Annotated in this window: 26 protein-coding genes; 8 read left to right on the forward strand and 18 right to left on the reverse strand. The window is 59.0% G+C overall.

Going from position 1 to position 24,026, the window contains the following annotated elements:
- The first annotated feature begins 154 nt into the window (after positions 1 to 154).
- Positions 155 to 1,084, forward strand: a complete 930-nt coding sequence (locus I6N98_RS00520; protein WP_198569890.1) for a Dyp-type peroxidase — start codon at positions 155 to 157, stop codon at positions 1,082 to 1,084.
- A 122-nt stretch (positions 1,085 to 1,206) separates the two neighbouring features.
- On the opposite strand, the gene I6N98_RS00525 is transcribed toward I6N98_RS00520, so the two are convergent.
- Genes I6N98_RS00525 through moaA form a run of 5 tightly spaced genes read right to left on the reverse strand, consistent with a single transcriptional unit; the run spans position 1,207 to position 5,816 of the window.
- Positions 1,207 to 1,860: a DUF502 domain-containing protein gene (locus I6N98_RS00525; RefSeq protein ID WP_198569891.1), complete on the reverse strand. Its 654-nt coding sequence runs from the start codon at positions 1,858 to 1,860 to the stop codon at positions 1,207 to 1,209.
- Positions 1,861 to 1,891: 31 nt separating this feature from the next.
- On the reverse strand, positions 1,892 to 3,277 hold the full coding sequence (locus I6N98_RS00530) for a VWA domain-containing protein (RefSeq protein WP_198569892.1): 1,386 nt from the start codon (positions 3,275 to 3,277) through the stop codon (positions 1,892 to 1,894).
- Positions 3,277 to 4,218: an AAA family ATPase gene (locus I6N98_RS00535; protein WP_198569893.1), complete on the reverse strand. Its 942-nt coding sequence runs from the start codon at positions 4,216 to 4,218 to the stop codon at positions 3,277 to 3,279. Before I6N98_RS00535 ends, I6N98_RS00530 begins: the two co-directional genes overlap by 1 nt.
- 35 nt (positions 4,219 to 4,253) lie before the next feature.
- Positions 4,254 to 4,811, reverse strand: coding sequence for a cupin domain-containing protein (locus I6N98_RS00540; protein WP_198569894.1), 558 nt, complete (start codon positions 4,809 to 4,811; stop codon positions 4,254 to 4,256).
- A 3-nt stretch (positions 4,812 to 4,814) separates the two neighbouring features.
- Entirely contained in the window at positions 4,815 to 5,816 is a 1,002-nt protein-coding gene (gene moaA / locus I6N98_RS00545; protein WP_198569895.1) for a GTP 3',8-cyclase MoaA, read from the reverse strand.
- Positions 5,817 to 5,877: 61 nt separating this feature from the next.
- On the opposite strand from moaA, the gene I6N98_RS00550 reads away from it, so the two are divergent.
- From I6N98_RS00550 to I6N98_RS00560, 3 genes are all read left to right on the forward strand, one after another.
- Positions 5,878 to 6,498, forward strand: coding sequence for a hypothetical protein (locus I6N98_RS00550; RefSeq protein ID WP_198569896.1), 621 nt, complete (start codon positions 5,878 to 5,880; stop codon positions 6,496 to 6,498).
- Between the two features lie 117 nt (positions 6,499 to 6,615).
- Positions 6,616 to 7,623 carry an aromatic ring-hydroxylating oxygenase subunit alpha gene (locus tag I6N98_RS00555; protein WP_198569897.1) on the forward strand — a complete coding sequence of 336 codons (1,008 nt, stop codon included), beginning with the start codon at positions 6,616 to 6,618 and terminating at the stop codon, positions 7,621 to 7,623.
- 235 nt (positions 7,624 to 7,858) lie between these two features.
- Entirely contained in the window at positions 7,859 to 8,200 is a 342-nt protein-coding gene (locus I6N98_RS00560; RefSeq protein WP_198569898.1) for a hypothetical protein, read from the forward strand.
- Here I6N98_RS00560 and murI read toward each other — a convergent pair.
- Positions 8,187 to 9,008 carry a glutamate racemase gene (gene murI / locus I6N98_RS00565; RefSeq protein ID WP_198569899.1) on the reverse strand — a complete coding sequence of 274 codons (822 nt, stop codon included), beginning with the start codon at positions 9,006 to 9,008 and terminating at the stop codon, positions 8,187 to 8,189. The genes I6N98_RS00560 and murI overlap by 14 nt on opposite strands.
- Entirely contained in the window at positions 9,005 to 9,484 is a 480-nt protein-coding gene (locus I6N98_RS00570; protein WP_198569900.1) for a peroxiredoxin, read from the reverse strand. Before I6N98_RS00570 ends, murI begins: the two co-directional genes overlap by 4 nt.
- A gap of 191 nt (positions 9,485 to 9,675) precedes the next feature.
- On the opposite strand from I6N98_RS00570, the gene I6N98_RS00575 reads away from it, so the two are divergent.
- Entirely contained in the window at positions 9,676 to 10,092 is a 417-nt protein-coding gene (locus I6N98_RS00575) for an Hsp20/alpha crystallin family protein (protein ID WP_198569901.1), read from the forward strand.
- 52 nt (positions 10,093 to 10,144) lie between these two features.
- On the opposite strand, the gene I6N98_RS00580 is transcribed toward I6N98_RS00575, so the two are convergent.
- A complete protein-coding gene (locus tag I6N98_RS00580) occupies positions 10,145 to 11,785 on the reverse strand; it encodes a TIGR03545 family protein (RefSeq protein WP_198569902.1) in 1,641 nt (546 codons plus the stop codon).
- 181 nt (positions 11,786 to 11,966) lie between these two features.
- Between I6N98_RS00580 and I6N98_RS00585 the strand changes: the two genes are divergently transcribed.
- A complete protein-coding gene (locus I6N98_RS00585) occupies positions 11,967 to 12,344 on the forward strand; it encodes a DUF4345 family protein (RefSeq protein WP_198569903.1) in 378 nt (125 codons plus the stop codon).
- Positions 12,345 to 12,371: 27 nt separating this feature from the next.
- On the opposite strand, the gene I6N98_RS00590 is transcribed toward I6N98_RS00585, so the two are convergent.
- Positions 12,372 to 13,391, reverse strand: coding sequence for an alpha/beta fold hydrolase (locus I6N98_RS00590; protein ID WP_232787415.1), 1,020 nt, complete (start codon positions 13,389 to 13,391; stop codon positions 12,372 to 12,374).
- Positions 13,392 to 13,639: 248 nt separating this feature from the next.
- On the opposite strand from I6N98_RS00590, the gene I6N98_RS00595 reads away from it, so the two are divergent.
- A complete protein-coding gene (locus I6N98_RS00595) occupies positions 13,640 to 15,760 on the forward strand; it encodes a hypothetical protein (protein WP_198569904.1) in 2,121 nt (706 codons plus the stop codon).
- Positions 15,657 to 16,292 carry a hypothetical protein gene (locus tag I6N98_RS00600; RefSeq protein WP_198569905.1) on the forward strand — a complete coding sequence of 212 codons (636 nt, stop codon included), beginning with the start codon at positions 15,657 to 15,659 and terminating at the stop codon, positions 16,290 to 16,292. Before I6N98_RS00595 ends, I6N98_RS00600 begins: the two co-directional genes overlap by 104 nt.
- A gap of 41 nt (positions 16,293 to 16,333) precedes the next feature.
- Here I6N98_RS00600 and I6N98_RS00605 read toward each other — a convergent pair whose 3' ends face one another.
- From I6N98_RS00605 to I6N98_RS00645, 9 genes are all read right to left on the reverse strand, one after another.
- Positions 16,334 to 17,029 (reverse strand): SOS response-associated peptidase family protein, encoded by a 696-nt coding sequence (locus tag I6N98_RS00605; RefSeq protein ID WP_198569906.1) that lies wholly within the window; start codon positions 17,027 to 17,029, stop codon positions 16,334 to 16,336.
- 32 nt (positions 17,030 to 17,061) lie between these two features.
- Entirely contained in the window at positions 17,062 to 17,682 is a 621-nt protein-coding gene (locus tag I6N98_RS00610) for a MarC family protein (RefSeq protein WP_232787416.1), read from the reverse strand.
- Between the two features lie 121 nt (positions 17,683 to 17,803).
- A complete protein-coding gene (locus I6N98_RS00615; RefSeq protein ID WP_198569907.1) occupies positions 17,804 to 19,909 on the reverse strand; it encodes a putative bifunctional diguanylate cyclase/phosphodiesterase in 2,106 nt (701 codons plus the stop codon).
- A gap of 160 nt (positions 19,910 to 20,069) precedes the next feature.
- Positions 20,070 to 20,660 carry an RdgB/HAM1 family non-canonical purine NTP pyrophosphatase gene (rdgB, locus tag I6N98_RS00620; protein ID WP_198569908.1) on the reverse strand — a complete coding sequence of 197 codons (591 nt, stop codon included), beginning with the start codon at positions 20,658 to 20,660 and terminating at the stop codon, positions 20,070 to 20,072.
- 55 nt (positions 20,661 to 20,715) lie between these two features.
- Positions 20,716 to 21,195 (reverse strand): DUF4426 domain-containing protein, encoded by a 480-nt coding sequence (locus I6N98_RS00625; RefSeq protein WP_198569909.1) that lies wholly within the window; start codon positions 21,193 to 21,195, stop codon positions 20,716 to 20,718.
- 64 nt (positions 21,196 to 21,259) lie between these two features.
- Entirely contained in the window at positions 21,260 to 21,850 is a 591-nt protein-coding gene (metW, locus tag I6N98_RS00630) for a methionine biosynthesis protein MetW (protein ID WP_198569910.1), read from the reverse strand.
- On the reverse strand, positions 21,840 to 23,015 hold the full coding sequence (gene metX, locus I6N98_RS00635) for a homoserine O-succinyltransferase MetX (protein ID WP_198569911.1): 1,176 nt from the start codon (positions 23,013 to 23,015) through the stop codon (positions 21,840 to 21,842). The genes metW and metX overlap by 11 nt, the downstream gene beginning before the upstream one ends.
- Before the next feature lie 23 nt (positions 23,016 to 23,038).
- Complete coding sequence (locus tag I6N98_RS00640) at positions 23,039 to 23,350, reverse strand: DUF167 family protein (RefSeq protein ID WP_198569912.1); 312 nt, start codon at positions 23,348 to 23,350, stop codon at positions 23,039 to 23,041.
- A gap of 86 nt (positions 23,351 to 23,436) precedes the next feature.
- The gene (locus tag I6N98_RS00645) at positions 23,437 to 24,024 is read right to left on the reverse strand and encodes a YggT family protein (protein WP_198569913.1); all 588 of its coding nucleotides are present in this window, start codon (positions 24,022 to 24,024) and stop codon (positions 23,437 to 23,439) included.
- Positions 24,025 to 24,026 lie beyond the last annotated feature (2 nt).

Here is a 24,026-nt window from a genome sequence, read left to right on the forward strand (position 1 = left end):
GTCCTCAGTGGGCCCATGCCGACATGTTGCCAGCGACCACAATTTAAAGGCTGCCCAGTGTAAATCCGCGCCCCTAAAGGAACAAGACGCTATTGTCAGCAACTGGCATACACCTAATAATTATAAGGAAATGAGATTAGACAGGAGACTCCCCATGCCCACGCCTCAGCCCGGCATCTTTGCCGAGCGCACCCACTCCCACATGCTGCTCGAGTATCAACTGAAGGACGGGGTCGATGACGCCAGCCTGTGCCGGGCCCTGGGCGCCGCCGTGCGCGGGGAAGGGCAGACCGCCGAGGTGACCGAGCTAACCGGCCAGCAGAGCCCGGTCAATGTGGTGTGGGCCTTTGGTGCCGACTGCTGGGCCCGGCTCGATGGCGACGCACCGAAAGGGCTGCGGTCCTTTGCCGGTGCGGGCAAAGGCGACACCGTGGCACCGGCCACCCAGCGGGATATTTTTATCTGGTTCCACGGCGACAACCACAGTGCCAACTTTGACGCCGCGCTGGCCGCCCATCGAGCCCTGACGGCGGTGGCCGAGCCGCTGTTGGATAAAAATGGCTTTTTCTACTGGGACTCCCGGGACCTGTCCGGCTTTGTCGATGGCACTGAAAACCCCGAGGGCGATGAGCAAAAAGAAGTGGCGTTGATTCCCGACGGTGAACCCGGTGCCGGCGGCAGCTATGTGTTTTCCCAGCAGTGGATTCACAAGCTGGACGCCATGCATGCCCTGTCCCAGGCCGACCAGGAAAAGATGATCGGCCGCACCAAGCTGGACAGCGTCGAACTCAAGGGCGATGCCATGCCGGATAACTCCCACGTCAGCCGTAGCGACGTCAAGGTAGACGGTGTGGGCCAGAAGCTCTACCGCCGCAGTGTGCCCTATGGCGGTGTGACGGAAAGTGGCCTGTACTTTTTGGCCTTCAGCCGGGATATCGAGCGCTACGAGCGGATACTGGCCAGTATGTTTGGCACCAGTGGCGATGGTGTGCACGATCGTCTGACCGAAATGTCGACGCCGGTGACCGGAAGTTATTGGTTTGCGCCCAGTGCTGAGGAACTTTCTCGTATAGCCGACTTCTAAGCTTTCGAAGTCTCCTACTCTAGGTAAGTATTCGGCGCCCACTGGGCGCCTTTTTTTTGTCTGTCGCTCTCTGTTTTCTACCTGTCTATTTCCTACCCTGTTTTTTCTTACCCACCGCTGCCTTAGCCGGCGTGTTCGGTAGTCATCTCTTTGTGCCCGGCAAAGCCTCGGGTTACTCCCAAATCTGCCGAGCCAGCGCCACAGGCAATAATGGATTTAAAGGCGGCGTCCAATTTGATATCGGGGCGCAGTTCCACACACTCCTCAGGCAAGTGGTAGATAAAGCCCGAGGTGGGGTTGGGGCCAGTGGGGACAAACACCGAGTACCAGCCGTTGCCATGACGGCTGGTGACGATGCCGGTAACCCGCGCCGGTGATTGCAGGCCGTAGAGTTGGACGATGGCCACCTCGCCGCGCTTGAAGGGGGAGTCGGCGTCGTTGCCCAGCACCTGTTTGATAATGTCGCGGATCAGCCGATAACCTGGGGCAAAACGGGACAGCTTGTTCTCCAGGTAATGTTGCGCCAAGCGGCCGACATTGGTGGCGATCAGCGTACCCACCAGGAAGCACACCAGGATAATCAGTGCCACCACCAGCAAATCGATAAAGAGTGGCGGTGCCCCGGTCAGTTTGATCAGCGGCGCCGTGAGTGGCTGAATCAAGCCCCGCACCGCATTGATGGCCCAGCGAAAGGCCAGCAGAAAAATAATGATGGGGGCGATGACCAACACGCCGCCGACAAAGGACTGACTGATAAAACGATTGAACTTGTTCATGGTGTTTAGGCCGGTTGGGAAAGGGGGCTGATCACAGCAATAAGGTTAATAGACCATCCAATAAGCGTTCCAGTTTCTGCACACTGCCACATTCGGCCACATAGTGGCAGGCGGTCTGGTAGCGGCGAATCTCAGAGTCACCGGACTGCCAGCGGCTGCGGGCCTCGGGATTGAACCACAGCACCAGCCGCGAGCGCAGATATAACTCCCGCAGGGCCTCCAGGCCTGGGTCGCCGCCGTTGTTGCGGCCGTCGCCGAGGATAATCACCGTGGAGCGGCGGTTCACCGTGTCGATGACCTGGTCCCGAAAGGTGCGCAGGGCGGCGCCGTAGTCACTGGCGCCCATGCCGTGGCGCTGTTGGATGAGCGCCAGCGCGGTGTCGGGGTCGTGCTGTTTGAACAGCTCGCTGACCTCCACGCTGGGGCCGCAGAATACAAAGGTGCGGGTGTGGGGCAGCACCCCGGCCAGAGACTGCACAAACAACAACAGCACTTCCGACCAGCTGCTTACCGAGCCGCTGAGGTCACAGAGCACATAGATATCGCTTTTTTCCCGCCGGGTATTGCGCCAGTGGCGTTCAAAGGGAATACCGTCGTAGGCAATGCTGCGGCGCAGGGTTTTGCCCACGTCCAGCTTGCCCCGCTTGGCCCGGCGATGGCGCTGACGGTGTTTGGCGGCCAGCTTTTTGGCCAGTTTGCGGATCAGCGGCGGCAGCCGGTCGCGGTAGTAGCGGTCCAGGGCGGCGATATTGCTCTGTTGTATGAGCTGTTCCTGGTAGGCGCGGCTGGCGGCGTTATTGTTCAGCAACAACTGGCGATCCATCAGTGCCTGGATCATCTCCAGTTGCGCGTCCCGCTGGCCCTGCAGCCATTGAGCTTGGGCTTGCTGTTCGGCATCGCCAGCCTCTAACTCGGCGATCTGTGCCCGCCGCTGCTTGTCATTAAGGGCGTCCAGCATGCGCATACGGTAGATGCCCCGCTGGGTGGACAGGGTCATATTCTCCAGGCCCACGTCGGCGGCGGCCTGCATCACTTCGGCGAAGGCCTCCTGGTTATCCCGCTCGCTGAGGCCCATACCGCCGCCACCGCCCTGGCTCTGCCCGCCGCCATCGCCATTGCCGGGCTCGTCCGGGGTATCGCCCTCGGCATCCTCGCGAGCTTCGCCATCGGCAGATTCGGTGTCGTTGCCTGCCGTTGGGGAGGGATCAAACTGAAAAAACTGGCCGAAGCAGCGGGCAAAGGCTTCCTGATCTTCCTCGGATTTGGCCAGGCTGGTGCGCAGCCCGTGGTAGAGCAGGCTGCGGTCGGCATAACCCAGCGCTGCGGCGACCTGCATGGCGTCGAGGGTTTCCGAGGGCGACACCGCCACGCCGTGGTGGCGCAGGTGTCGAATAAACTGCAGCAGCGGTGCGTCCATTACGCCCCCGGCCGGTGTCCCTTGAGGAGGTCGGGAATTTCCGGGGTGACGATGGCGATGTCCTCTTCGTACTTGAGCAATAGATTGAGGCTGTCGCTGACCAGCTGGCGGTCAAGGTGCTCGGCATGAAGCAAAATCAGGCCCCGGGCCCAGTCGATGGTCTCGCTAATGGCGGGCTGCTTCTTTAGGTCCAGGGAGCGCACGTTGTGGACAAATTCCACCAGCTGCTTGCGCAGTTGCTCGGGCACATCCGGCACCCGGCTCTGGACGATGCGCTGCTCCAGGGCGGTCTCGGGAAAGGGAATGTAGAGGTGTAGGCAGCGGCGTTTGAGGGCATCGCTGAGATCCCGGGTATTGTTGCTGGTCAGCATTACCAGCGGCGGTACCTTGGCGCCCAAACGGCCGATTTCGGGGATGCTGACCTGGAAGTCGGCGAGGATTTCCAGCAGCAGGGATTCGAACTCGTAGTCGGCCTTGTCGATCTCGTCGATCAGCAATACCGCGCCGGCATCGCTTTGCAAGGCCTTGAGCAGGGGGCGCGGCTCCAAAAAGCGCTCGGAGTAGAAAATATCGTCGAAGCCATGCAGGCGATCCACCGCTGAACTCAAGGTGTCGGCGCCGCCGAGAATCTCTGCCAGCTGTTCCTTGAGCACCTGCACATACAGCAATTGCTTGCTGTATTTCCAATCGTAAAGCGCCTTGCTTTCGTCCAGGCCTTCGTAGCATTGCAGGCGGTGCAGGGGTAGTTCCAGCATGGCGGCGGTGGCGTTGGCCAGCTCGGTTTTGCCCACCCCGGGTGGCCCCTCTATCAGGATCGGGCGCTGAAGCTGTTGCGCCAGATAGAGGGTGGTGGCGATGGCCTCGCTGGCGATATAGCCCTGCTCCGCCAGATTCGCGATCAGGCTATCGATGTTGTTGCGGGCGGGATTGCTGTGGCTCATAAACGGGTCGTCTTGTTGTTTTTTAGTCGCAATTTTCAGGGGCGCACCAGGGACGCCAGTGTTGGCCAGTGCTGTGGATAGCGGCGCTTGATCTGCTCAGCGTCGGCCATGCTGTGGTCGGCAAAATCAAAGCCCGGGCACACCGCTTCACTGATCAGTCCGTAGCCGGCACTACTGTGCTCCGCCATCAGTGCTGAGGCCTTCCAGGTGCCGCCGGGGACCAGCAGCTGTAATTGCTGGCCCGCCACCACATTGGGGCCCACTATCACTGTACGTAGTTCGCCCTCTGGAGAGAGCAGAGTGTAGCGGAGTGGGTCGCCAGCCTGCCAGAAGTGCAGGATATCGGAGCGGTTGCGGTGAAGATGGCCCACCGGGCTGTCTTCGGTGAGCAGATAGAAAATACTGCTCATCGCCGCTTTGCCGGAATCGGTATCCACCGGGGCAGTCTCTACTGGGGCGCTATCTACTGGGGCGACAGTCACCGGAGAAGTGTAGGTGCGGCGAAAGTAGCCTCCCTCCACATGGGGATCCAGCGCCAGTGCCTGAATCAGCGCCTCTTTGGTCAGTGCCTTGCTGGAGGGGTGGCAGGCCACCGGCTAGCCGCCAGTGGTATTCATAAAGCGCACGATCTGGGGTTCGTCATCGAGATCGAAATGGTGGCGCTCGGGTTTGAGGTCCATGGCCTCGACAATGGCGGCCTCCAGGCGGGCCTGATCGCCGGGGTAGCGGTCGACAATGGCCTTGAGGTCCATGGAGTGCTCGTTGCCCAGACACAGCAGCAGGCGACCTTCCACGGTGAGGCGCACCCGGTTACAGAGGTGGCAGAAGTTGTGGCTGTGGGGAGAGATAAAGCCGATGCGGCTGGCGCTGTCCGCCATCATGTAATAGCGCGAGGGGCCGCCGGTGCTCTCGGTGGTCGGGGTCAGCGGATAGCGGGCGCTGACGATCTCGCGAATTTCGTCGCTGCTGCAGAAACTGAGCGCCCGGTTGTGTTCGTCGATATGGCCCAGGGGCATTTCTTCGATAAAGCTGAGGTCGACGGCGCGGTCCCGGGCAAAGTCCACCAGGTCGAGGATTTCGTCGTCGTTGCGGCCCTTAAGGATCACCGCGTTGAGCTTGATGCGGCGGAAGTCTTGGGCCCGGGCAGCGTCGATGCCGGCGATGACCTTATCGAGGTCGCCAAAGCGGGTCAGTTGCTTGAAGCGGTCGGCGCGCAAACTGTCGATGGAGATATTGATGCCGGTGAGACCGGCCTCCCGGAGCGGGCCGGCAAACTGGGTCAGCCGGGCGCCGTTGGTGGTGAGGTGGAGCTGCTCAAGCTGCTCCAGTTTGCCCAGCCGGTTGATCAGTTCGATGACGTTATTGCGTACCAGGGGCTCGCCGCCGGTTAAACGTATTTTTTTCACACCCAGGCGGACAAAGCTGTGAGCAATATCGTAAAGTTGCTCGAGACTGAGTATTTGCTGGCGGGGCAGAAAGGTCATGTCCTCCGCCATGCAGTACACACAGCGGAAATCGCAGCGGTCGGTGACCGACAGGCGCAGGTAGTCCACCGTGCGGCCAAAGCGATCTTGCAGTGTCGGTATTTCAGTCGTCATACAACAAGTCTAACACAGGCCCCGCGGGCAACCGTATGGGGTCGATTCGGGGGCAGTAAACATGATTCGATTCCTTATCGCGGCGGCGCTGGCAGCCGCAGGTACCGTGGCCATGGCCGCTCACACACCGGAGCACGTACCGCCGGGGCAAGCCAAGTCGGCAGAGAGCGAGGCTGAGCAAACCAAGCCCTATGGGGTATACAACCGCCTCGGCGCGGCCATCACGGCCCGGGAACTGGGCCGTGCCAAAGCGGTGGAGCGGGCTGTTGAAGAGGCCGGTGCACCGCCCACCTCCGACGAAGCCAAGATGATCCGCCTCAGCATGGGGCAGTCGCCGGAGACTGCCGGTCAGCCCAATGATCAAGCCTATGACGAACGGGGCAGACCGATCAGTGACCAGCAGGCCGCCGAGCGCTATGCGGCGCTGGAGGTGATGGCGCGCACTGGGGTCGACCCCAACTCCGATGAGGCCAAGCAGATTATTGCCGCCTCTGAGGGCGATATCGAAACCCCCGACGGTGAGCCGGTGGAGCAGCAGACCATGGAAGAGATGGCCAAGGAGATCGCTGTGCAGGAGGCGATTGTCCGCTCTGGTGCCCAGCCCGGCTCCCAGGAAGAGGCGCTGATTAAAACCGGTGCCGATGTATTTATGGACAAGATGCGGCGCTGGTGGGGCGACTAATCGCCCGCTGAGCCGCGCTCTGGCGGAAATTGCCATTGCTCTGTCTCTTTTTGTCATTGTTTGGCGAGGGGTGGGGGGTAAAGTGAGGCGCACAGGCTTCAATAGGGAGAGACCACCATGACTGCCGTCGCCATTCAACGTTACCCCATGCCCATGCCTTTTGGCTGGTTTGCTGTTTCCTATTCCGATGAGCTGGCTGTGGGTGAATCCCGAGCCGTTCACTACTTTGGCCAGGAGTTGGTGCTGTTCCGCACGGAAAGCGGTCGCGCCGTGCTGATGGAGGCCTACTGCCCCCACCTGGGTGCCCACCTCGGTCACGGCATTCACGAGCAGTCCGGCAAGGGCGGCGGTCGCATTGAGGGCGAGAACATCGTCTGTCCTTTCCACTCCTGGAAGTTTAATCCCGACGGTGAGTGTGCCGAGGTGCCCTACGCCAAGAATATGCCTCCCAAAATCAAGGGCAAGAAATGCCTCAAGTCCTTCCCGCTGCGGGAGACCAATCAGGTGATCTGGGCCTGGTACCACCCCGATGGCGAGTCACCCAAGTGGGAAGTCATTGAGCACGACGAGGCCAACAGCAGCGACTGGTCGCCACTGGAGCGCTACGAGTGGATCATCGACACCCACAACCAGGAAATGGCGGAGAACGCCGCCGACCCCGCTCACTTTAAATATGTCCACGGCACCGCGTCCTTCCCGGAGTGGGAGACCACCTACGACGGTCCGTTCTCTCGCGGTCTACAAAAAGCCAACATGCCCACCCCTCGGGGTGAGGTGAAGGGTGCGATTCACACCGGTAGCGCCGGCCCCGGCCAGGGCTTTACCAAGTTTGAAGGGATTGCCGATACCTTCCTGATGGGGCTGACCACTCCCATCAGCGAAGAGCAGGTGCATGTGCGCTTTGCCTTTACCCAGCCCAAAGTGGACGGTGAAGTGAAAAAGGGCGGCGTTAACGCCGCCATCATCGCCAATATCGTCGGCCAGCTGGAAGAAGACAAGCCGATTTGGGAGCACAAGATCTACCGCCCCCTGCCGATTCTGTGTGACGGCGATGGGCCCATTGCCAAGTTCCGCAAATGGTTTGGTCAGTTCTACGCCGGCGGCTTTGATCCCAAATCCCTGTAGATTGGGTTGAAGCATGAAACCCAACATGGGTGCTACATAGCCCCGGTTGTTGGGTTTAACAACCCACCTAGGGAACGGCGGACACGAAACACCGTGTCCGCCCTACCGGGCGGGTTAGTATCGGTAGATGGTTCCGAGGTACATTGCAGCCGTAGGGTGTACATCGCTTTTTATGTACGCCGCACTCCCTGGGTTATACTGCGACGGCATTCCCAATAATCAAGTTTTCGACACTATGAGACGAATCGCCGCCGCGCTGACGTTGCTTCTTTGTTTTTCGCCTTCGCTGTTTGCCGCCTGTGTGATGCCGGAACCCGGCAAACTGCAGCTGCCGGATGGCGCCAGCAGCGACCGGGAACAAATGCTGGTGGCCCGCAAGCAATTGGATGCCTACCTGCGCGACCTGGATCGTTTTATTTTGTGCCTGGATGCCATGGAGAAAACCGCCAAGGGCACCGGGCACGACAATATCCTGCGCCAGGATCGCCGTCGCCAGCAGTACAATGAGGCCATGGCGGCTATCAGTGAGGCGATTTCTGCCTACGACCGGGAAGTCGAGGCCTTTAACGGCCAGTAAATTGGACCTGGCGTTGCTCAAGTTTCGCCAATAGCGCCTTACTGGCTCGATCTATCCCCAACACTCGCGCCTCTTGCTTGCCTTGTTGCACGTCTTGTTGCGCGGTGAGCCTTGGCCACCCGGCCTCGCAGAGCAAATGATCCACCCGCCGGGCGATAGCCTCACCAGAATCTACCCACTGCAACGGCGGCAGGTGCGCTGCGAGCTGAGTTTTGACCAGCGGAAAGTGAGTGCAGGCCAGCACCAGGGTATCCAGCTCTGGAAAGCGCGGGTGTTGCTGTAGTTCGGCGACGGCGCGCTGCCATACCGCTTCGGCCACCGGCTCCCCCCAGAACAAGGCTTCCACTGCCGGAGCTAACTCTTTGCTGCCCACCGCAATAACGCAGTGCTCGCGGGCGAAATCCTCGATCAGCTGGGCGGTATAGGGGCGGGCAATGGTGCCGGGGGTGGCCAGCAGGCCGATCACCCCGCTTTGGCTCATGGCTGCCGCGGGTTTAATGGCCGGTACCACGCCCACCACGGGAATGCTCAAGGATGCCCGCAGAGCGGGCAACACCGCGGTACTGGCAGAGTTGCAGGCCATGACCAACAGGTCGGCGGGCTCCTCGGCGAGCACGGCAGTGACTTCGCGGCAAATATGCTTTACCAATGCCGCCTCCTGCCATTCGCCGTAGGGAAAGCCCCCGCGGTCCATAATGTAGAGCAGGTCGATATCGGGGCGTTGTCGATGAATTTCGGCGCCGATGCTCAGTGAGCCGACGCCGGAATCGAAGATCAGCACACGGGGTGTGTGCGGGGTTTGGGTCACAGCTGTTCGAGGATTTTTTCTGCCGCGCTGACGTCAACACCACCGGCAGGTTCCACCGCCAGGTGAGTCACTTTGCCGTTTTCCACAATCATGGCGTAGCGCTGACTGCGGGTGCCCATGCCAAAGCCGCTGGCGTCCATCTCCAGGCCCACGGCCTTGGTGAAGTCGCCGTTGCCATCGCCCAGCATAAGGATTTCATCGGCGTTTTGGGATTTGCCCCAGGCGTCCATGACAAAGGCATCGTTAACTGATACGCAGGCAATGGTGTCGACGCCCTTGGCTTTGATGGTGTCGGCATTGACCACATAGCCGGGCAGGTGGGTCACGGTGCAGCCGGGGGTAAAGGCACCCGGTACTGCAAACAGCACAACTTTCTTGCCGTTGAAGATATCGCCGGTGGCGATGTCCTCGGGGCCTTTTTCGCCCATGACTTTCAGCTTCATCTCGGGAATTGCATCACCAACTTGAATCGCCATAGTTCTATCCTTATTTCTTTCAGTGAGTGAAATCTGCTGTGAGTGTAGCAGATAGGGATTTTCCGAAGCTCAAAATTTGCTTCAGATATCTTGAAAAGGGTTTTGCTGTACCCATATTTAAAGCAACAGCGATCGCTTAAATCAAACTGTTAGGCATCCAGCTAAGCCTGGATTTATAGGAGGTGTTTACCATGAACAGCTATCTGCCTTTTGCATTGTTTAATGATTTACAGCGTGATGTTAACCGCTTGTTTGATAATCGCGTCGAGCCCTATTCAAGCTCCGGCCGTTGGTCGCCAGCGGTGGATATTGTCGAGTCCGACGCTGGCTACCTGTTGACCATGGATGTGCCCGGCGTCAGTCGCGAATCCATCGACATTACCATCGACAGTGGAGTGCTGACGGTGAGCGGCGAGCGCAAGGTCGACCACGGCGAAGAGGCCAAGGTTGCGATCAACGAGCGCTGGCAAGGCCAATTTGTGCGCCGCTTTAACCTGCCCGACACGGTGGACGAGGAGCAGGTTGCCGCCAAGGTGGAAAACGGCGTCCTGGCGCTGCACATTCCCAAGGCGGCGGCCGCAGCACCCCGCAAAATCACCGTTCAGTAATACCCCACCCCTTACCCGGCCCGCTATTGTGGGCCGGGCGTTTTTGTTGCTGTTACAGCATTTCCTTCATCACCGCTTGTAGTGCGGCTTCCCGATCTCCCAGCAGCTGGCTGTATTGGCCGAGGATGTCTTTCTTCTGCTGCAAGCTGGCCAGCTGGTCGCCATACTGACTTTGCAGCTTGTCCTGCAACTCAACTTTAAGCTCGTCGACCCGGCCTTTGAGCTCTTCACCCAGCACGTCGCCGAGAATCCGGTCGAGGTTGGACTTCAATCGGATAATGGGGTCGTCCACAGAGCCTTTAACATTGAGGTCCATCACCAACTGGTTAACCCCCTCCAGCGCCGAAGCCAGCCGCTGCATGGTGGGGTTGCCCTCTGCCGCGTTGGCCACCAGTAGTTTGACTTGATTGACCAGGCCATCGATGGAGCCCGACAGGCTGTCGCCCTCGATAGAGAAATTGGCGGCGATGTCGGCGATGCCCTGTTCCAAGGTCAGCGGCAGTGCCGGGTTCTGGGACAGCGCCACGCCATTTAGCGACAGTTGCTCCAGGCCCATGGTCAGTACGCTCTTGAGAATATCGTCGCGCTGGTCGAACACGCCATCGATCAGCAGCTGGGACTTCTCTGCCATGCCGCCTTTGATGGCCATGGTGATGGGCTTGTTCCAGTAGTCCTGATTGTCGGTAACGTCGCGGATTTCACCGGAGTAGGCCAGTTTTTCCTCGCCCACCATCTGGTAGCCGTCGATAAGGATTTCCCGGATCAGGATATTGACCGGCAGCTCGCCGCCCTCGGTACTGGGCTCTGGCTCGGCGGGGGGCTTGGACAGCTCCGCCATGGTTTGTTTGTAGAGGGTTAAACCGCTTTGCACCATGGCGGTGGCGTCGTCACCCAGCAGGAAGCGCAGCATACCATCGGTGCCTTGATCGAGGCCGTACTTGGATGCAATGCGCTGGGATTGGGCTTTGGGCAGGTTGGCGGCGCGCTTGGCCAGGGCCTGAACCTCGGCGATATCGGCTTGCAGGTCTTTATTAAAGGACTTGTACTGCTTCAATTCTGCCTTGATATCGTCCCGCAGCTCCTTGGCTCCCTGCAGCCGGACCACCATGTTCTGTTCTTTCAGCTCTTCCCAGCGTTGTTTGTACTCCTCTACCTGTGCCTCCTCCGGCATATTCTGGGACTTCTCCTCCCAGCGATTTTGGATGGCCTTGAAGCCCGCCTCGATCTCTTCTACCTCGGCCTGAACGATGGCCTTTTCCTCGTCCATGATGGCGCTGGCATCGGGCAATTCAATGCTGGGCAGACCCTCTTTTTGCTCCGGCTTGGGGGGCGGCATGCTGCCGTCCAGAGTGCCGGGAGTGCTGCGCTGGGTGTGCATTTGCAGGCCTGACAGCAGCACCTGATCGGCAATCACCTGCTTTTTCAGCAGTGCCTTGATATCCACATCGGCGGAGACCTTCTCACTCTGCATCAGGTTGCGCATGGGCTCCTTGGGGTTGGCAACAGTTAAACCATTGAGGGCCACATGGGTGGGGTAGAACTTGATGTCGACACTGTCCACCTCCACTTTCGCGCCGACTTGCTTGCTGCCTTCGCTCTCGATCGCCCATTTGGCAATGGGCTCAATGGCGAAGACCACCACGGCGACCAGCAGGATCACCAGCCCAAGAACAATTTTAAGAATCCGTTTCATAACTCCCCCGATGATTGTCGGTAATGGCCCACAGCATAGCCGGTTGCCATTCACACTGAAACTACAAGACAACGCCACACCAAAAGAGTGCCCTAATTTACACGCGGTGCCGGATCGTGCAATTCACCGGCGGTGGCCCTAAACTGCTCAACAAACAATCACTATAAAAAAGGAAGGGGATATGCCAACACAGCTATTTTTGGGGTTTTCCGCATTGGTCTGGGCGGGCTACGGCCTGTACTGCTTTATGGTGCCCACGGCACTGGCTGACATGAATGTGATCACTGCGGCCAGTGCCACCGGCACAGTGGAGATCAAGGCCATGTATGGCGGTTTGCAGACGGCGTTGGGGGTGCTGGCACTGATGGGGCTACTGCGCAGCGCGATGATAAAACCCGCCTTGACGGCCCTGGCCTTCGCCACCGGGGGGCTCTTTATCGCTCGATCTCTGGGGGCGTTGATGGCCGCCAATTTCAGCGCTTACACCTCCGGGGCATTAGTGTTTGAGTTGCTGGCCACGCTGATTGCGGTGTGGTTGCTGAAAAAGCAGCCGGCCTAGGGCCTAGCCTTTGTCATGGCTTTGGATTCACTTTTCCGGGTTAAGTGTGTTGGACAGTGCTGCCGCGAAGGTTGCGAAATCTTCAATATGGGGCAGGTGGCCCAGGCCTTTTAGCTCGATCAGCTCAATGCTGGGGTTGCGGGCTTTTACTTCTGCGCCGAGTCGATCGTAACGCCCCAGCTCACGGGTTACGCCATCGCGCTTCCAGTTGCGCCCGGGGCCGGTACGATCCCGGGTGCCGAGAATCAGCGTGGTGGGCACGGCCAGGTGCTGAAATTCGTTGATTACCGGGCCGGTAAAAATCATATCGTAGGCCCGGGCGCTGACCTGCGCCAGCTGTTTCCAGTCCGGGCCTTGTATCCAGCCGATCAGCGGTTCAGCCAGTGCGGCGTAATCTTCCTTCCATTGTCCGTCGTAATAGTTTTTGCGCTGGTAGGCCAGTACCCCCTCGGCGCTGGCCTTGAGCTCATTGCGGTAAAAGAAGCCGATGTCCTTGTACTCCACATAGCGAAGGTAGTCCTCCAGGCCGATGGGGTTGAGGAGGATCAGCTGTTCCGTTCTCTTCGGGTAGAGCAAGGCAAAGCGGGACGCCAGCATGCCGCCCATGGAGTGGCCGAGCACCCAGGTTTTGTCGATGTCCAGCTTGTCCAACAGGGCGCGGGTATTGTTGGCCAGTGCGGCGAAGCTGTACTGGTAGTCGGTGGGTTTGCTGGATTTGCCGAAGCCAATCTGGTCGGGCATCAATACATCGAAGCCCTGTTCGCTGAGAAAGAGCGCGCTGTCTTGCCAGTAGGCGCCGTTGAAATTCTTGCCGTGAAGAAGAGTGATAACCCCCTTGCGCTCTCCCTTTGCCGGCAAATACATGTAGGCCATTTGCAAGGCTTGGTTCTGGGAGCGGAGCTGGAAGGTCTTAACAGCAAAGGGGTAGGCGTAATCTGACAGCTGGGCGTCGTAACTTGGTGACTTGGCAGTGCTTGTTGAATTCGCCAGGGCGACACTGCCCCAGGCCAACATCGATATCGCGATAAGTCGTAACATGACTGTCATAACACTCTCCTTTTCTCTGCATGTGTGAGGGAGGCACTTTCTCATTGTCGACCTGCGGTGAGAGCCGTAGCTGGGCTTGTTAAGGCACCAGCATTAAAAAGTGTGAACCAGTCCCCGTTTCTGCCCCGATTGCGCCACTTATTACGTAGTTATACCTATTAACGAGGTAAGGGCTTCTACGTACCTTAATACGCAATTTCCTGTTCCATCCATTCACCCGTACCTTTTTCTAGCTAGGGAGAGCACTGATGATTGCCCGCCTTGTCGCCGTATTGCTCCTATCCACTGTTTTTTTAAGCGCTTGCGGTGGGGGCGGTGATTCACGGAGCCCCGATCGACCGGCTTTATCCATAGACCCTTCGACACTGCAATTGGAATTCATTGGCGGTACCGTACTGCCGGGCACCGGCACCAGCAAGATTTCAGCCCGAATGTTGGCGCGCACCACTGATGGTGTTGAGCTGGGGCCATTCAAGGTGATTACCGAGCGAGTGGAGTGGTCCCTGGCCGAAGGGCTCGGTGTGCCACCAGAAGCGGAAATCGCCACTGACAACAACGGGCAGATGGCCTTTCGCGAAACGGTACGCAACGGCATAGTGGTGGATATTCTCAGCACTGAGCGACTCAGTATCACTGCGCCTGCTATTGCCTCCAGTCTGGTGGGTACCTTTGTTAAGGCGGGGAGCGAGTACAGCCGCAGTGGTAACTTTACCATTGTGCCGCCGACACCTGACGGTCAGCCGAAATTGGTTGGACAGACGACGATTCTCCTCGACCCTCTCAACCCCAACGACTCCCAGACCAGCGGCTATCGGCTGCTGCAGTATTTCACCAATACCACCATTGCCGAGAACCTGACCCATACCGTCGTCATTTGCAGCAGCGATTCCTCGCTGGCTGCCATCGCCGAAAACCAGCCGGTGAGTCAATCGGATGGCGAAGTGGATGTCACCTTCAGCAACCCCTTCTCTGCCGACGGCGATAACCCGCCGCACAGTGTCACTCTGTTTGCCATCGATGGCGACAGCAACAACGATTGTGTTGGCGCGGTCTCCGACGGTGTTCGCGAGCTGGAAGTGGTGCTGACGCCGGGTACCTTTACCACGGCCGAGATTTGTACCGTGATCAACCCACCCGCTGCGCCCTGCGACAATGCCGGCTTCTTGTTACCGGAACTGGTTGAAAGCTGTCGTGGTCTGGACAGCGACAGCATTCAGGTACCGGCCGAACAGCGTTTGCAGTTTGCTGCCCGTCTCAAATACAACCGCGATAATAATCCCGAGCAAACATCGGAAGTGTTTGTTTGTAATGACAACGGCGCACCGAGCTGGTCTGCCAGCAGTGACATCATCTTTTCCAGCGAGCCGCCAATCGATCCGGTACAGGGTTTTGCTACCACTATCGACCGTTTTGCCTACCGGGATCTGATTGAGCTGACGCCGTCTCCAAGCAGTACCGTGACTGGCAATTTCGGCAGTGCGGATGCCCTTCAAGACGACCTGCGTCTGGACCTGGTGGCGGCTCGGGTGGACGACGTTAAGATTGTGCGGATCGATGGCGTCAACAATGACAGCAACGGGCCGGACACCCTCTATATCAATAGCTTCATCGATGGCATTGCCTATCGAGCTCTGTGTCGCTTTGCTGAAATCGACGGTGGCGAAGGCCCTTATGAGGTGTGCCCGCAAGGCAGTGTGACATGGTCTTCCAGTGTGCCGACTACCGCGCGCCCTGTGCCTGAGCAGGGTGTTGAGACGCTGTTGACGGCTCAGCCCAATGCCCAGGAAGCGACCCTGAATCTCACCGCGACGTATATCGCCAGTGACGAGCCGGTGACCGCAAGCCGTCAGGTTAACGCGGTCGACCCCGGCGAGCTGGTGGAGCTGCGGATGTTTATGGTGTCCAATGCCGACGAGCCGGATACCTTAAACGTGGACCCCTTTGCCTGCGTTGGCCGGTTGGAGGTCGTCGACACCTTGTCCGCAGGGACACAGTATTTGCAAGGCGGACAGCAGTTTGAAGTCTTTGCGTTGTTCGAGCACGCCGGTGTGGCCACTACCCCCCAGGCCTGGTTGGACGACCCCAAAAGTAGTGAATCCATGCTTATCCCGGTAACCGGTGAAGACGAAATCCGCTTCAGTGCTATACCCGGTTTTTGGAGTGGCTCCTGGGCAGACATTCCCGCTTGCCAAACCGCAATTCCAGAGGGCACGGGATTGGACGACATTACCGATCAAACCGGTGGCATTGTGGTGTCGCCAACGAATGGTGCTGCCAGTTTCAGCTCTGACCACAAAGGCTTGTTGGGGCGCCGATGGTCTACTGCGCCTGAGCACGACCTGCGTCGATGCCTTCCTGGACGAAAATAGTGATGGCCAGCGGGGTGACGGCGAACCCGGTACTGTGGATGGTTCAACAGTGCTGGTATTGCCGGCGGCCGATGATGCCCTGCTCAGCTTCTCCAACGAGCTGTGCGAAACCCTGGAGCCGGTGCTGACTCTCGGTGGTGGCTTCCCAGGTGCCGAGGGCCCGGGCATTGTGTTGCCGCTGGTTTACGGCCTGGGCCTGGTGGTCGATCCCATCCTGGGGACCTTGATCTCCAATGACGATGGCGGCGCCCTGCCGGTGGAAGAACTGATCAGCGCGTTGATTACCGGTGATTTCTCGTCCTTTGGCGAAGGGGCGCCGGATATCGGCTTTGGTTTGGGTACGCTGACCAGCGCATTGCTCGACGGCGTGGGCTCGGTGCCGGGTCTCGGCGAGGTTGTCGATGTCTTGGATGCCTGCTTGCTGAATCCCACCCTGTCGGTTGTCGATGGTCTGTTGACTCTGCTGCTGAATTTCAGCACCGAAGGCTTTGAAAATATCAATGTCGACGACTGCGGAGCAATCTTTGAATAACACGGAGCACTCTGGGGGGCGTGGGTGGCGCCGCTGCCCCGTCACCCCATCGTCAGTGTAAAAGCCTCGCCTAGAGGTGTTTGTTGACCGGGCCTCTCGATGGGTACACATCGAATGGGGCTCGGAAAACTCGGTCTTAGTAAGGGCGCAAAAGCACTGACATCAGTGACAGCGTGAGACAGCCAGCGGCGCTGCAGTTGCAGATCATTGGGCAGGAATAGTGGCGTCGATTTACTGTGAATGTCCCGCCAGGCTGGGTGTGGCGGCGTGGTGATAACACTGCAGGAGCGCTGTATTTCCCCGGTGTCGGTATTTAGCCATTCCCGGTATAAGCCGCCCAAGGCAAATTGTTGCCCGACCGCTTCAATGCGGTGATAGCGTCGCGCCTGCTTGGGCCCTTCACCTTCGATGATGTAGGTGGCTGGGATGATGCAACGACTGTGGCGATAGGCTTGAAAACCGGCACTGCGGGATACATTGAGTTTGTCGCTGCGGGTATTGAATGAGGTGTATCGCGACGGGCGGAGCTGGCCGTTTTCTCCCCGCTCCAGCAATAACCACCAAGTAGCCTGCTCCACCTGGGGCGCGCCATTGCGCTCCACCACCATGTCGATGGTCGACGCCGGGCCGGCAAAAATGACCTCGCGGATAATGTCGACCATATCGGGGCGGTCTTTGATGATCTCGATCAGCGTCAGGGTCTTGTCTTGATGGGTATTGCCGATAAAACCGCACATGTTTAAGCCTAAACCCTGACTCCGCCCTGACCCTAAGCCTGGATCGGCACCAGCCCGCTTTGGCTGATGCCGTCGAAAATAAACTGCACCGCCAGCGCCGACAGCAATACCCCCATGATGCGGCTGACCACATGCATACCCGTTACGCCCAGTATCTGATTGAGCCTGCCGGAGAGCAGCAGGGCAATAAAAGTCAGCAGCAGAGTGATCAGTAGCGCGGCCATCACGATCAACTGGCCCAGCAGGTGGCCTTCCTGGTTGGCCATCAGCAGAATCACAGCGCCCATGGCACCGGGACCGGCGATGAGTGGTGTCGCCAGAGGAAAAACTGAAATATCGTCCTTGGCCACTGCCTCTTTGGCCTCCTCGTCGGTGGTGGTGGTCACCCCCGAGGTGCGGGCGAAGACCAGCTCGATACCGATCAACAGCAGCAGAATCCCCCCGGCTGCCCGCAGCGCCGCCAGGGAAATACCCAGGCTGGACAGCAGAAACTCACCCACCAGGGCAAAGGTGATCAGTATGGCGCCGGCAATCAGCGTACCCCGAATCGCCATGGTGCGTCGGTAAGCCCCAGTTTCCCGGGCCGTGAGAACGGCGAACATGGCGGCCACATCCAGGGGGCCAATGGTGGCAAAAAAGGTGGCCAAAGCCACGGTGGCGGTTTCCAGCATGGTGTCAGTGGCGGCCCGTTTTAATAAAAGGCCGTCAAGAGTAGCGTCACTGGCTGCCGGCGTGCAACGGCTTCGATGCCGCCAGTTGCGACTATCGCTGGCTTTAGCTGGCTTTCCAGTCCACTTCGGTCGATTGGTCGCTGTTGATCAGGGAAGCGATGATATCGGCGCTGGTGGGGATGTAAAAATAATAGCCCTGGGCCGAGTGACAACCGGCGTCCAGCAACAGGTCTTTTTGCGCCTCGGTTTCGATACCGCTGCAACTCAAATCCAGATTCAGTGCGTTGGCCAGCGCGGCAATGGCGCGAATTTTGGCAACCGCATTGAGGGCGGTGGCGGATTGGGCAATCAGCTCACGACCGATTTTAAGGCGCTGAAAGGGTAACTCACTGATACGCTCCAGGGACAGGTCCTCGACCCGGTCCAGCGTCAAGCTGACACCCAAGTCCCGCAACTGCACCAGCTGTAGCAGCTGGTCGGCCTTGTTGTTCTGCAAATCCTTGTGGCTGACCTCCAGCTCCAGGCGCTCTGCAGGCAGGGAAAACTGCTGCAAAATACTCTTGGTCTGTCTGGCAAACTCCGGGTGGGAGAACTGCGCGGGACTGACATTGACCGCCACCTTGCCGAAGTCGATATTGTCGTCCAGCCAGGCCCGGGCCTGGCGGCATACCGCCTGCAAAACCAGACTACTGAGTTGGGTGCTGAGCCCGTTGCTGTCAGTTAAGCTGATAAATTCACTGGCGGTGACCGAGTTGTTGCTGGGGCAGCGGACCAGGGCCTCCAGGCTGCGGATATTACCGGTGGCGAGGTCCACCTCTGGCTGGTACAGCACTTGAATGTCGGAGGCCTCCATGGCCTCCATAATCGCTTTGGAGGTGCGCTGGTAATCTTCCAGTGAGCGGTTTAAGTGATTGCCCGCAAAGCAGTAGCCCAGCCCCCCTGTTTTGGCCCGGTACATAGCGTCGTCCGCCTTGTCTTTCAGACCCTTGGCGCTGTCGCCGTCGGCGGGATACAGGCTGATGCCAATGCTTACGCTCAGCGGCAGTTCGATACGGTTCAGTTTTACCGGCTTCTCCAGCGCTTTTAGAATCCGCTCAGCCATCCGGGCCGCCGATTCAGGATCGCGCATGTCCCGGCACAGGGCGACGAACTCATCGCCACCCACCCTGGCGGCCAAGTCGTTTTGGCGCAGGCAGTTCTGCAGGCGAGTAGCAAATTCGCGCAGTATTAAATCACCGGCGGCGTGGCCGTAGGTGTCGTTAATCGGCTTGAATTTGTTGAGGTCAAAGTAAAACAGCGCAAAGCCGTGGTCGTTACAGCGGTTCTGATGCAGAGCTGTCTCCAGCTGGTTATCCAGCATCACCCGGTTTGGCAGCCCGGTCAGGGCGTCGGTATGGGCCATGCGCTCCAGTTGCAGCAAGCGCTGAAAGCCTACCTGGCGATCGATCCAGGTGGCCAGCAAACTCAGCAACAGAATCACCCCGGCGAACATACCGATGCTGGCGGCCATGGAGCCGTCTGACAAAAAGGTGCCGTGGGAGGTGCCGTCGCCGACATGGTGGAACTGCGCCGCAGCCATCGCTGTGTAGTGCATGCCGGCAATGGAAAGGCCAACCACCGGCCCGGCAAAGTAGCTGACGGCATTTTCCGGCATGATCCTCATGGCCCGGAGTCTGGCGCGGATGCTCAGTGCGGCAATGGCCAGTACATGGGCGATGGCGATGGACAACACAAACAGACCGAAGTCGTAGCGCAGCCCGGGCATTCTCATGGCTTCCATTCCGGTGTAATGCATGGCGCCAATACCGCTGGCGAGGAGCAGCGATCCCAGCTGCAAGCGCCAGCCCCTGGTAGAGGCGTCGGCAATAAAGTGCAAGGCGACCATGCTGCCGATAACAGCGGGGAACAATGAGAGCAGGGTGAGGCCTGCATCGTAGCCGCCGTGGTCGTGCCCTGGCAGTTCGAAGGCCAGCATCCCGGTAAAGTGCATGGACCACATGCCGCAGGCCATGGCCACGGCGCCGCCGGTAATCCACCAGGCGCGGGTGGCAGCCTCGCGGGCGGCGGTAATGCGATCTGCCAGTGCCAGTACGGTGACCCCGGCAAAGCAGGCGATCACTATAGACAGAGTCACCAATAGTGGGTCGTTCTGACCCTCTATCATCGCGCCCAGTGTCGGGTTGTCAGTGTCGAATCGCCAAAAATTCATCGCTATTTCCACGTCAGTGTGGTTCGCGCTTAGTCGATAGGCGGCAGCGCTGGACCCACAGAGTCGTTTAATGGTCGCTCAGAATAGGGGTGGCGCGCTTACGTCACAATTGCGACAAATACGGATCATAGGCGCTGGCTGGTTGATGACGGGGCGTGGTCTAGCGTTGCTGCAGGCGTGTCAGCAGCTTGGCAAGAGCCTGACCGCGATGGCTGACGGCGTTTTTTTGCGCTTTGGGCAACTCCGCCGAGCAGCAACCCAGCGAGGGTATGTAGAAAAGCGGGTCGTAACCGAAGCCGTTGTCCCCCCGGGCCTGGTCGACGATTTCACCCCACCACAGACCCTCGCAAATGATAGGGGCCGGGTCATTTTCGTGGCGGACAAACACCAGGGCGCAGTGGAAGTGGGCACGGCGATTGTCGACGCCGGTGAGATTGGCCAGCAGCTTGCGGTTGTTGGCCTCATCGTCGCCATGGGTACCGGCATAGCGGGCGGAATAAATGCCCGGTGCTCCCCCCAACGCGTCAACACACAGCCCCGAGTCGTCGGCCAGAGCCGGTAAGCCGCTGTGACGGGCGGCGTGACGGGCTTTGATCAAGGCGTTTTCTACAAAGCTAAGGCCGTCTTCGACGGCATCGGGAACGTCAAACTCTGACTGTGGTAGCACCTCGGCATCCAGGTCGGCGAGAATGTCGGATAACTCGGCGAGCTTACCGGGGTTGCCGCTGGCCAGAACCAGTTTTAGTGCCATGGTGTTAACTCCTGTTGTGCCTGTGGCTTTTACAGGTCAACCCTACAGGCCGTCCCTACAGGCCGTCCTTCGAGTGGTAGAGCTGTTTGTTGAACTGAATGTCGTAGGGTTGGCTGCGTCCCTCGACGCCCACTTGCAGGCGAAAGTCCCGGCGCTCCTCTTTGCCGTCGGTTTCAAAGGCGGCAATGTAGTAGAGCGCGTCCTGCTCGATCACCTCCCGGAAGATAAGCTCGGTGCGATGGATCAGGTCGGAGGTGGAGCCGCTGACCTCGGCACGGATGGGTGCCTCGCCATCGTCGCCGCGACGAATCACCGAGATGTTCACCAGAAATTTATCGTCACCCCGTGTAATACCGTAGGCTTGGGCAACCTCCGGTGACAAAAAGGTGGTGTTAAATACCGTGTAGTGGACGGTGTCCCGGCCAAAGTCGGTGGAGGTGGGTGTCGGCGTTTGTGACTCTTGGGCTACAGCGGCGGTACTTGCCAGGGCGACCACCAAAACCAGATTCAATAAGCGGAGTGCAATGCGTGTCATGCTTTGGACCTCGTTGCAGTCTGTTCAGGTCTGTTTCAGCCACCGGGCCACCCGGTGGCAGTTATCACTTGCTGATATGGTATACGGCGGTCACACCTAACAGATTGGGGAAGCGATCAGCCAGGGCGCTTTGGCGGTTGTCGCCGCCAATCACCGCGCTGTTGAGTATGCGAATGTCTTTTTCTTCGCACAGTGCTTCAAAGTCCCGCACAGTACAAAAGTGAATGTTGGGGGTGTCGTACCAGGTAAAGGGCAAAAACTTGGACACCGGCATGCGGCCCCGGAAATTGAGGTGCCAGCGACTTTGCCAATAGCCGAAGTTGGGGAAGGTGACAATGCACTCCCGGCCCACCCGCAGCATTTCATCGATGACCTTGTGGGGGTAGCGCAGGGTTTGCAGAGCCAGGGTCATCACCACCATATCAAAGCTGTCGTCGAGGAAATTGCCGAGCCCTTCGTTGAGGTCGTGCTGGATAACGTTGACGCCTTTGGTGAGGGCCTGGGTGATGTAGTCTTCATCGATTTCCAGACCGATACCGCTGACCTGGCGCTGTTCGGCCAGGGTCTTGAGCAAGGTGCCGTCGCCGCAGCCCAAGTCCAATACCCGAGTGCCGGGGGTGATCCAGGGTTGGATCATGGTGAGATCAAGACGCATGGCACTCCTCCTTAACCCGCTGCATATAGGCGGAGAAGACATCGAGGTAACGGGGAATCGGCATCAGAAAGGCGTCGTGACCGTGATTGGCTTCGATCTCGGCGTAACTGACTGGCCGGTTGGCGGCCACCAGGGCGTCGACAATTTCCCGGGAGCGGGGCGGGGCAAAGCGCCAGTCCGAGGTAAAGGACATCACCATAAAACTGCAGGTGGCGTGGCGGAAGGCGGCAATGGGATCGTCGCCGTACTCCCTGGCCAGGTCATAGTAGTCCAGTGCTTTGGTCATCAACAGGTAGGTGTTGGCGTCAAAAGCGGTGGAGAAGGTCTCGCCCTGGTAGCGCAGGTAGCTTTCTACCTGGAATTCCACCGGGCCGTCATCGGCGCCCATCAGCAGGGAGCCGGCTTTCAGGTCGCGGCCAAATTTTTCCTTCATGCCATCGTCGGAGAGGTAGGTGACATGGCCGATCATCCGCGCCAGTGACAGGCCCTGGCGGGGCAGGGTGCCGTGCTCCAAAAAGCGCCCGCCGTGGAAGTCAGGGTCCGAAGTGATGGCGGCCCGGGCGATTTCATTAAAGGCGATATTCTGGGCCGATAATTTCATCGCCGAGGCGATGACCACGCAGTGGCGCAGCTCATCCGGGTGTTCCAGGGCCCAGCGCATGGCCTGCATGCCGCCTAAGCTGCCGCCGACAATCGCCGCCCACTGGCTGATACCAAAGTGCAGCATCATTAGCCGCTGGCTTTCCACCCAGTCCCGGCAGCGCAGGGTTGGGAAATCCGGCCCCCAGGGTTTGCCGGTTTCGGGATTGATGGAAGCCGGGCCGGTGGAGCCGTGGCAGCCACCGATATTATTGATGCTCAACACAAAAAAGTGATTGGTGTCGATGGGTTTGCCGGGGCCGATACAGTTGTCCCACCAGCCCGGCTTGCGGTCGTCTTCGCTGTGATAGCCGGCGGCGTGGTGATGGCCGCTGAGGGCGTGGCAAATCAGAATGGCGTTGGACTTGTCGGCGTTCAGCGTGCCGTAAGTCTCGTAGACAATATCGTGCTCTGGCAGGGCCCGCCCGCAGGACAGCATCAGTGGCTGGTCGAAGTGCACGGTCTGTGGGGAGACTATACCCACGCTGCCGGCAGTGGTGTGTTTATCGGACTGTGTGTCGCTCATCCGCTGTGTGTAAATTCCTTGCCTTATTGGGCCGTAGCCGGGCCGGCGGCGTCGAGCTGCAGGGCCGCCGGAAGTTTTACAGGTGCTCGGATTGTAAGGGTTTTTTGCCGGCTTTGCGCGCCGCTGGTGATTTCCACCGCCTGCTTTTTTACTCCGCAGGCCTTGGCCAGAAATTGTTGTAGCTGCTTATTGGCCCGGCCTTCGGTGGCCGCGGCGGCGATACGAATTTTGAGCCGCTCGCCGTGGAGACCGGCAAACTCCTCACGGCTGGCGCCGGGTTGGATGTAGCAGAACAGTTTTAAATCCTCGCCCTGCCAGCGGTAGTGCTTATTCATATGCGGCTGTGGAATCGCTTACAGTCCTATTACCAAGTGCCTAACGCCCAATAACACCAGTGCCTAACGCCCAATAACACCAGTGCCTACAGCCCCATAACCAAGGCCGGGTGCAGCCCCATTGAGGCGCCCACATGGCGCAATAGCACTTCCAGTACATTGATAGAAAGAAACACCAGAATTGGCGACAGGTCCAGTCCACCCAGCGGCGGGATCAGTTTGCGAAACGGCGCCATCACCGGCTCGGTGATTTGATGCAGCAAGGCGGCAGCGGGGTGGTGGGTGCCCTGGGCCACCCAGCTCAAAATAATGTGGGCGATGATGGCAAAGAAGTAGAAGCTCAGTATCGCGCCACACAGTCCCAATATCGCCCAGACCAGCAGTTGAGCGGGGTTGGGGATGCCACCGGCGTAGATTTTATAGAGCACGGCAATGCCGATGGCCTGGACCAGGACTGCCAGCAGCAGCGACGAGGTATCCACCCGGCCCACGGGTGGCAGCACTTTGCGCAGTGGCAGCACCAGCGGGTTGGTGATTTTGACAATGGTTTGGCTGATGGGGTTGTAGTAATCCGCCCGCACCAGCTGCAGTAATACCCGCAGCAAAAAGACAAAAATTGCCAGGCTGATCAGGGTGTTGACGACAAGAACAGTGATCTCGTTTACGGCGCCCATTG

Origin of the sequence: Spongiibacter nanhainus, from assembly GCF_016132545.1 — a bacterium.
GTDB lineage: Bacteria > Pseudomonadota > Gammaproteobacteria > Pseudomonadales > Spongiibacteraceae > Spongiibacter > Spongiibacter nanhainus.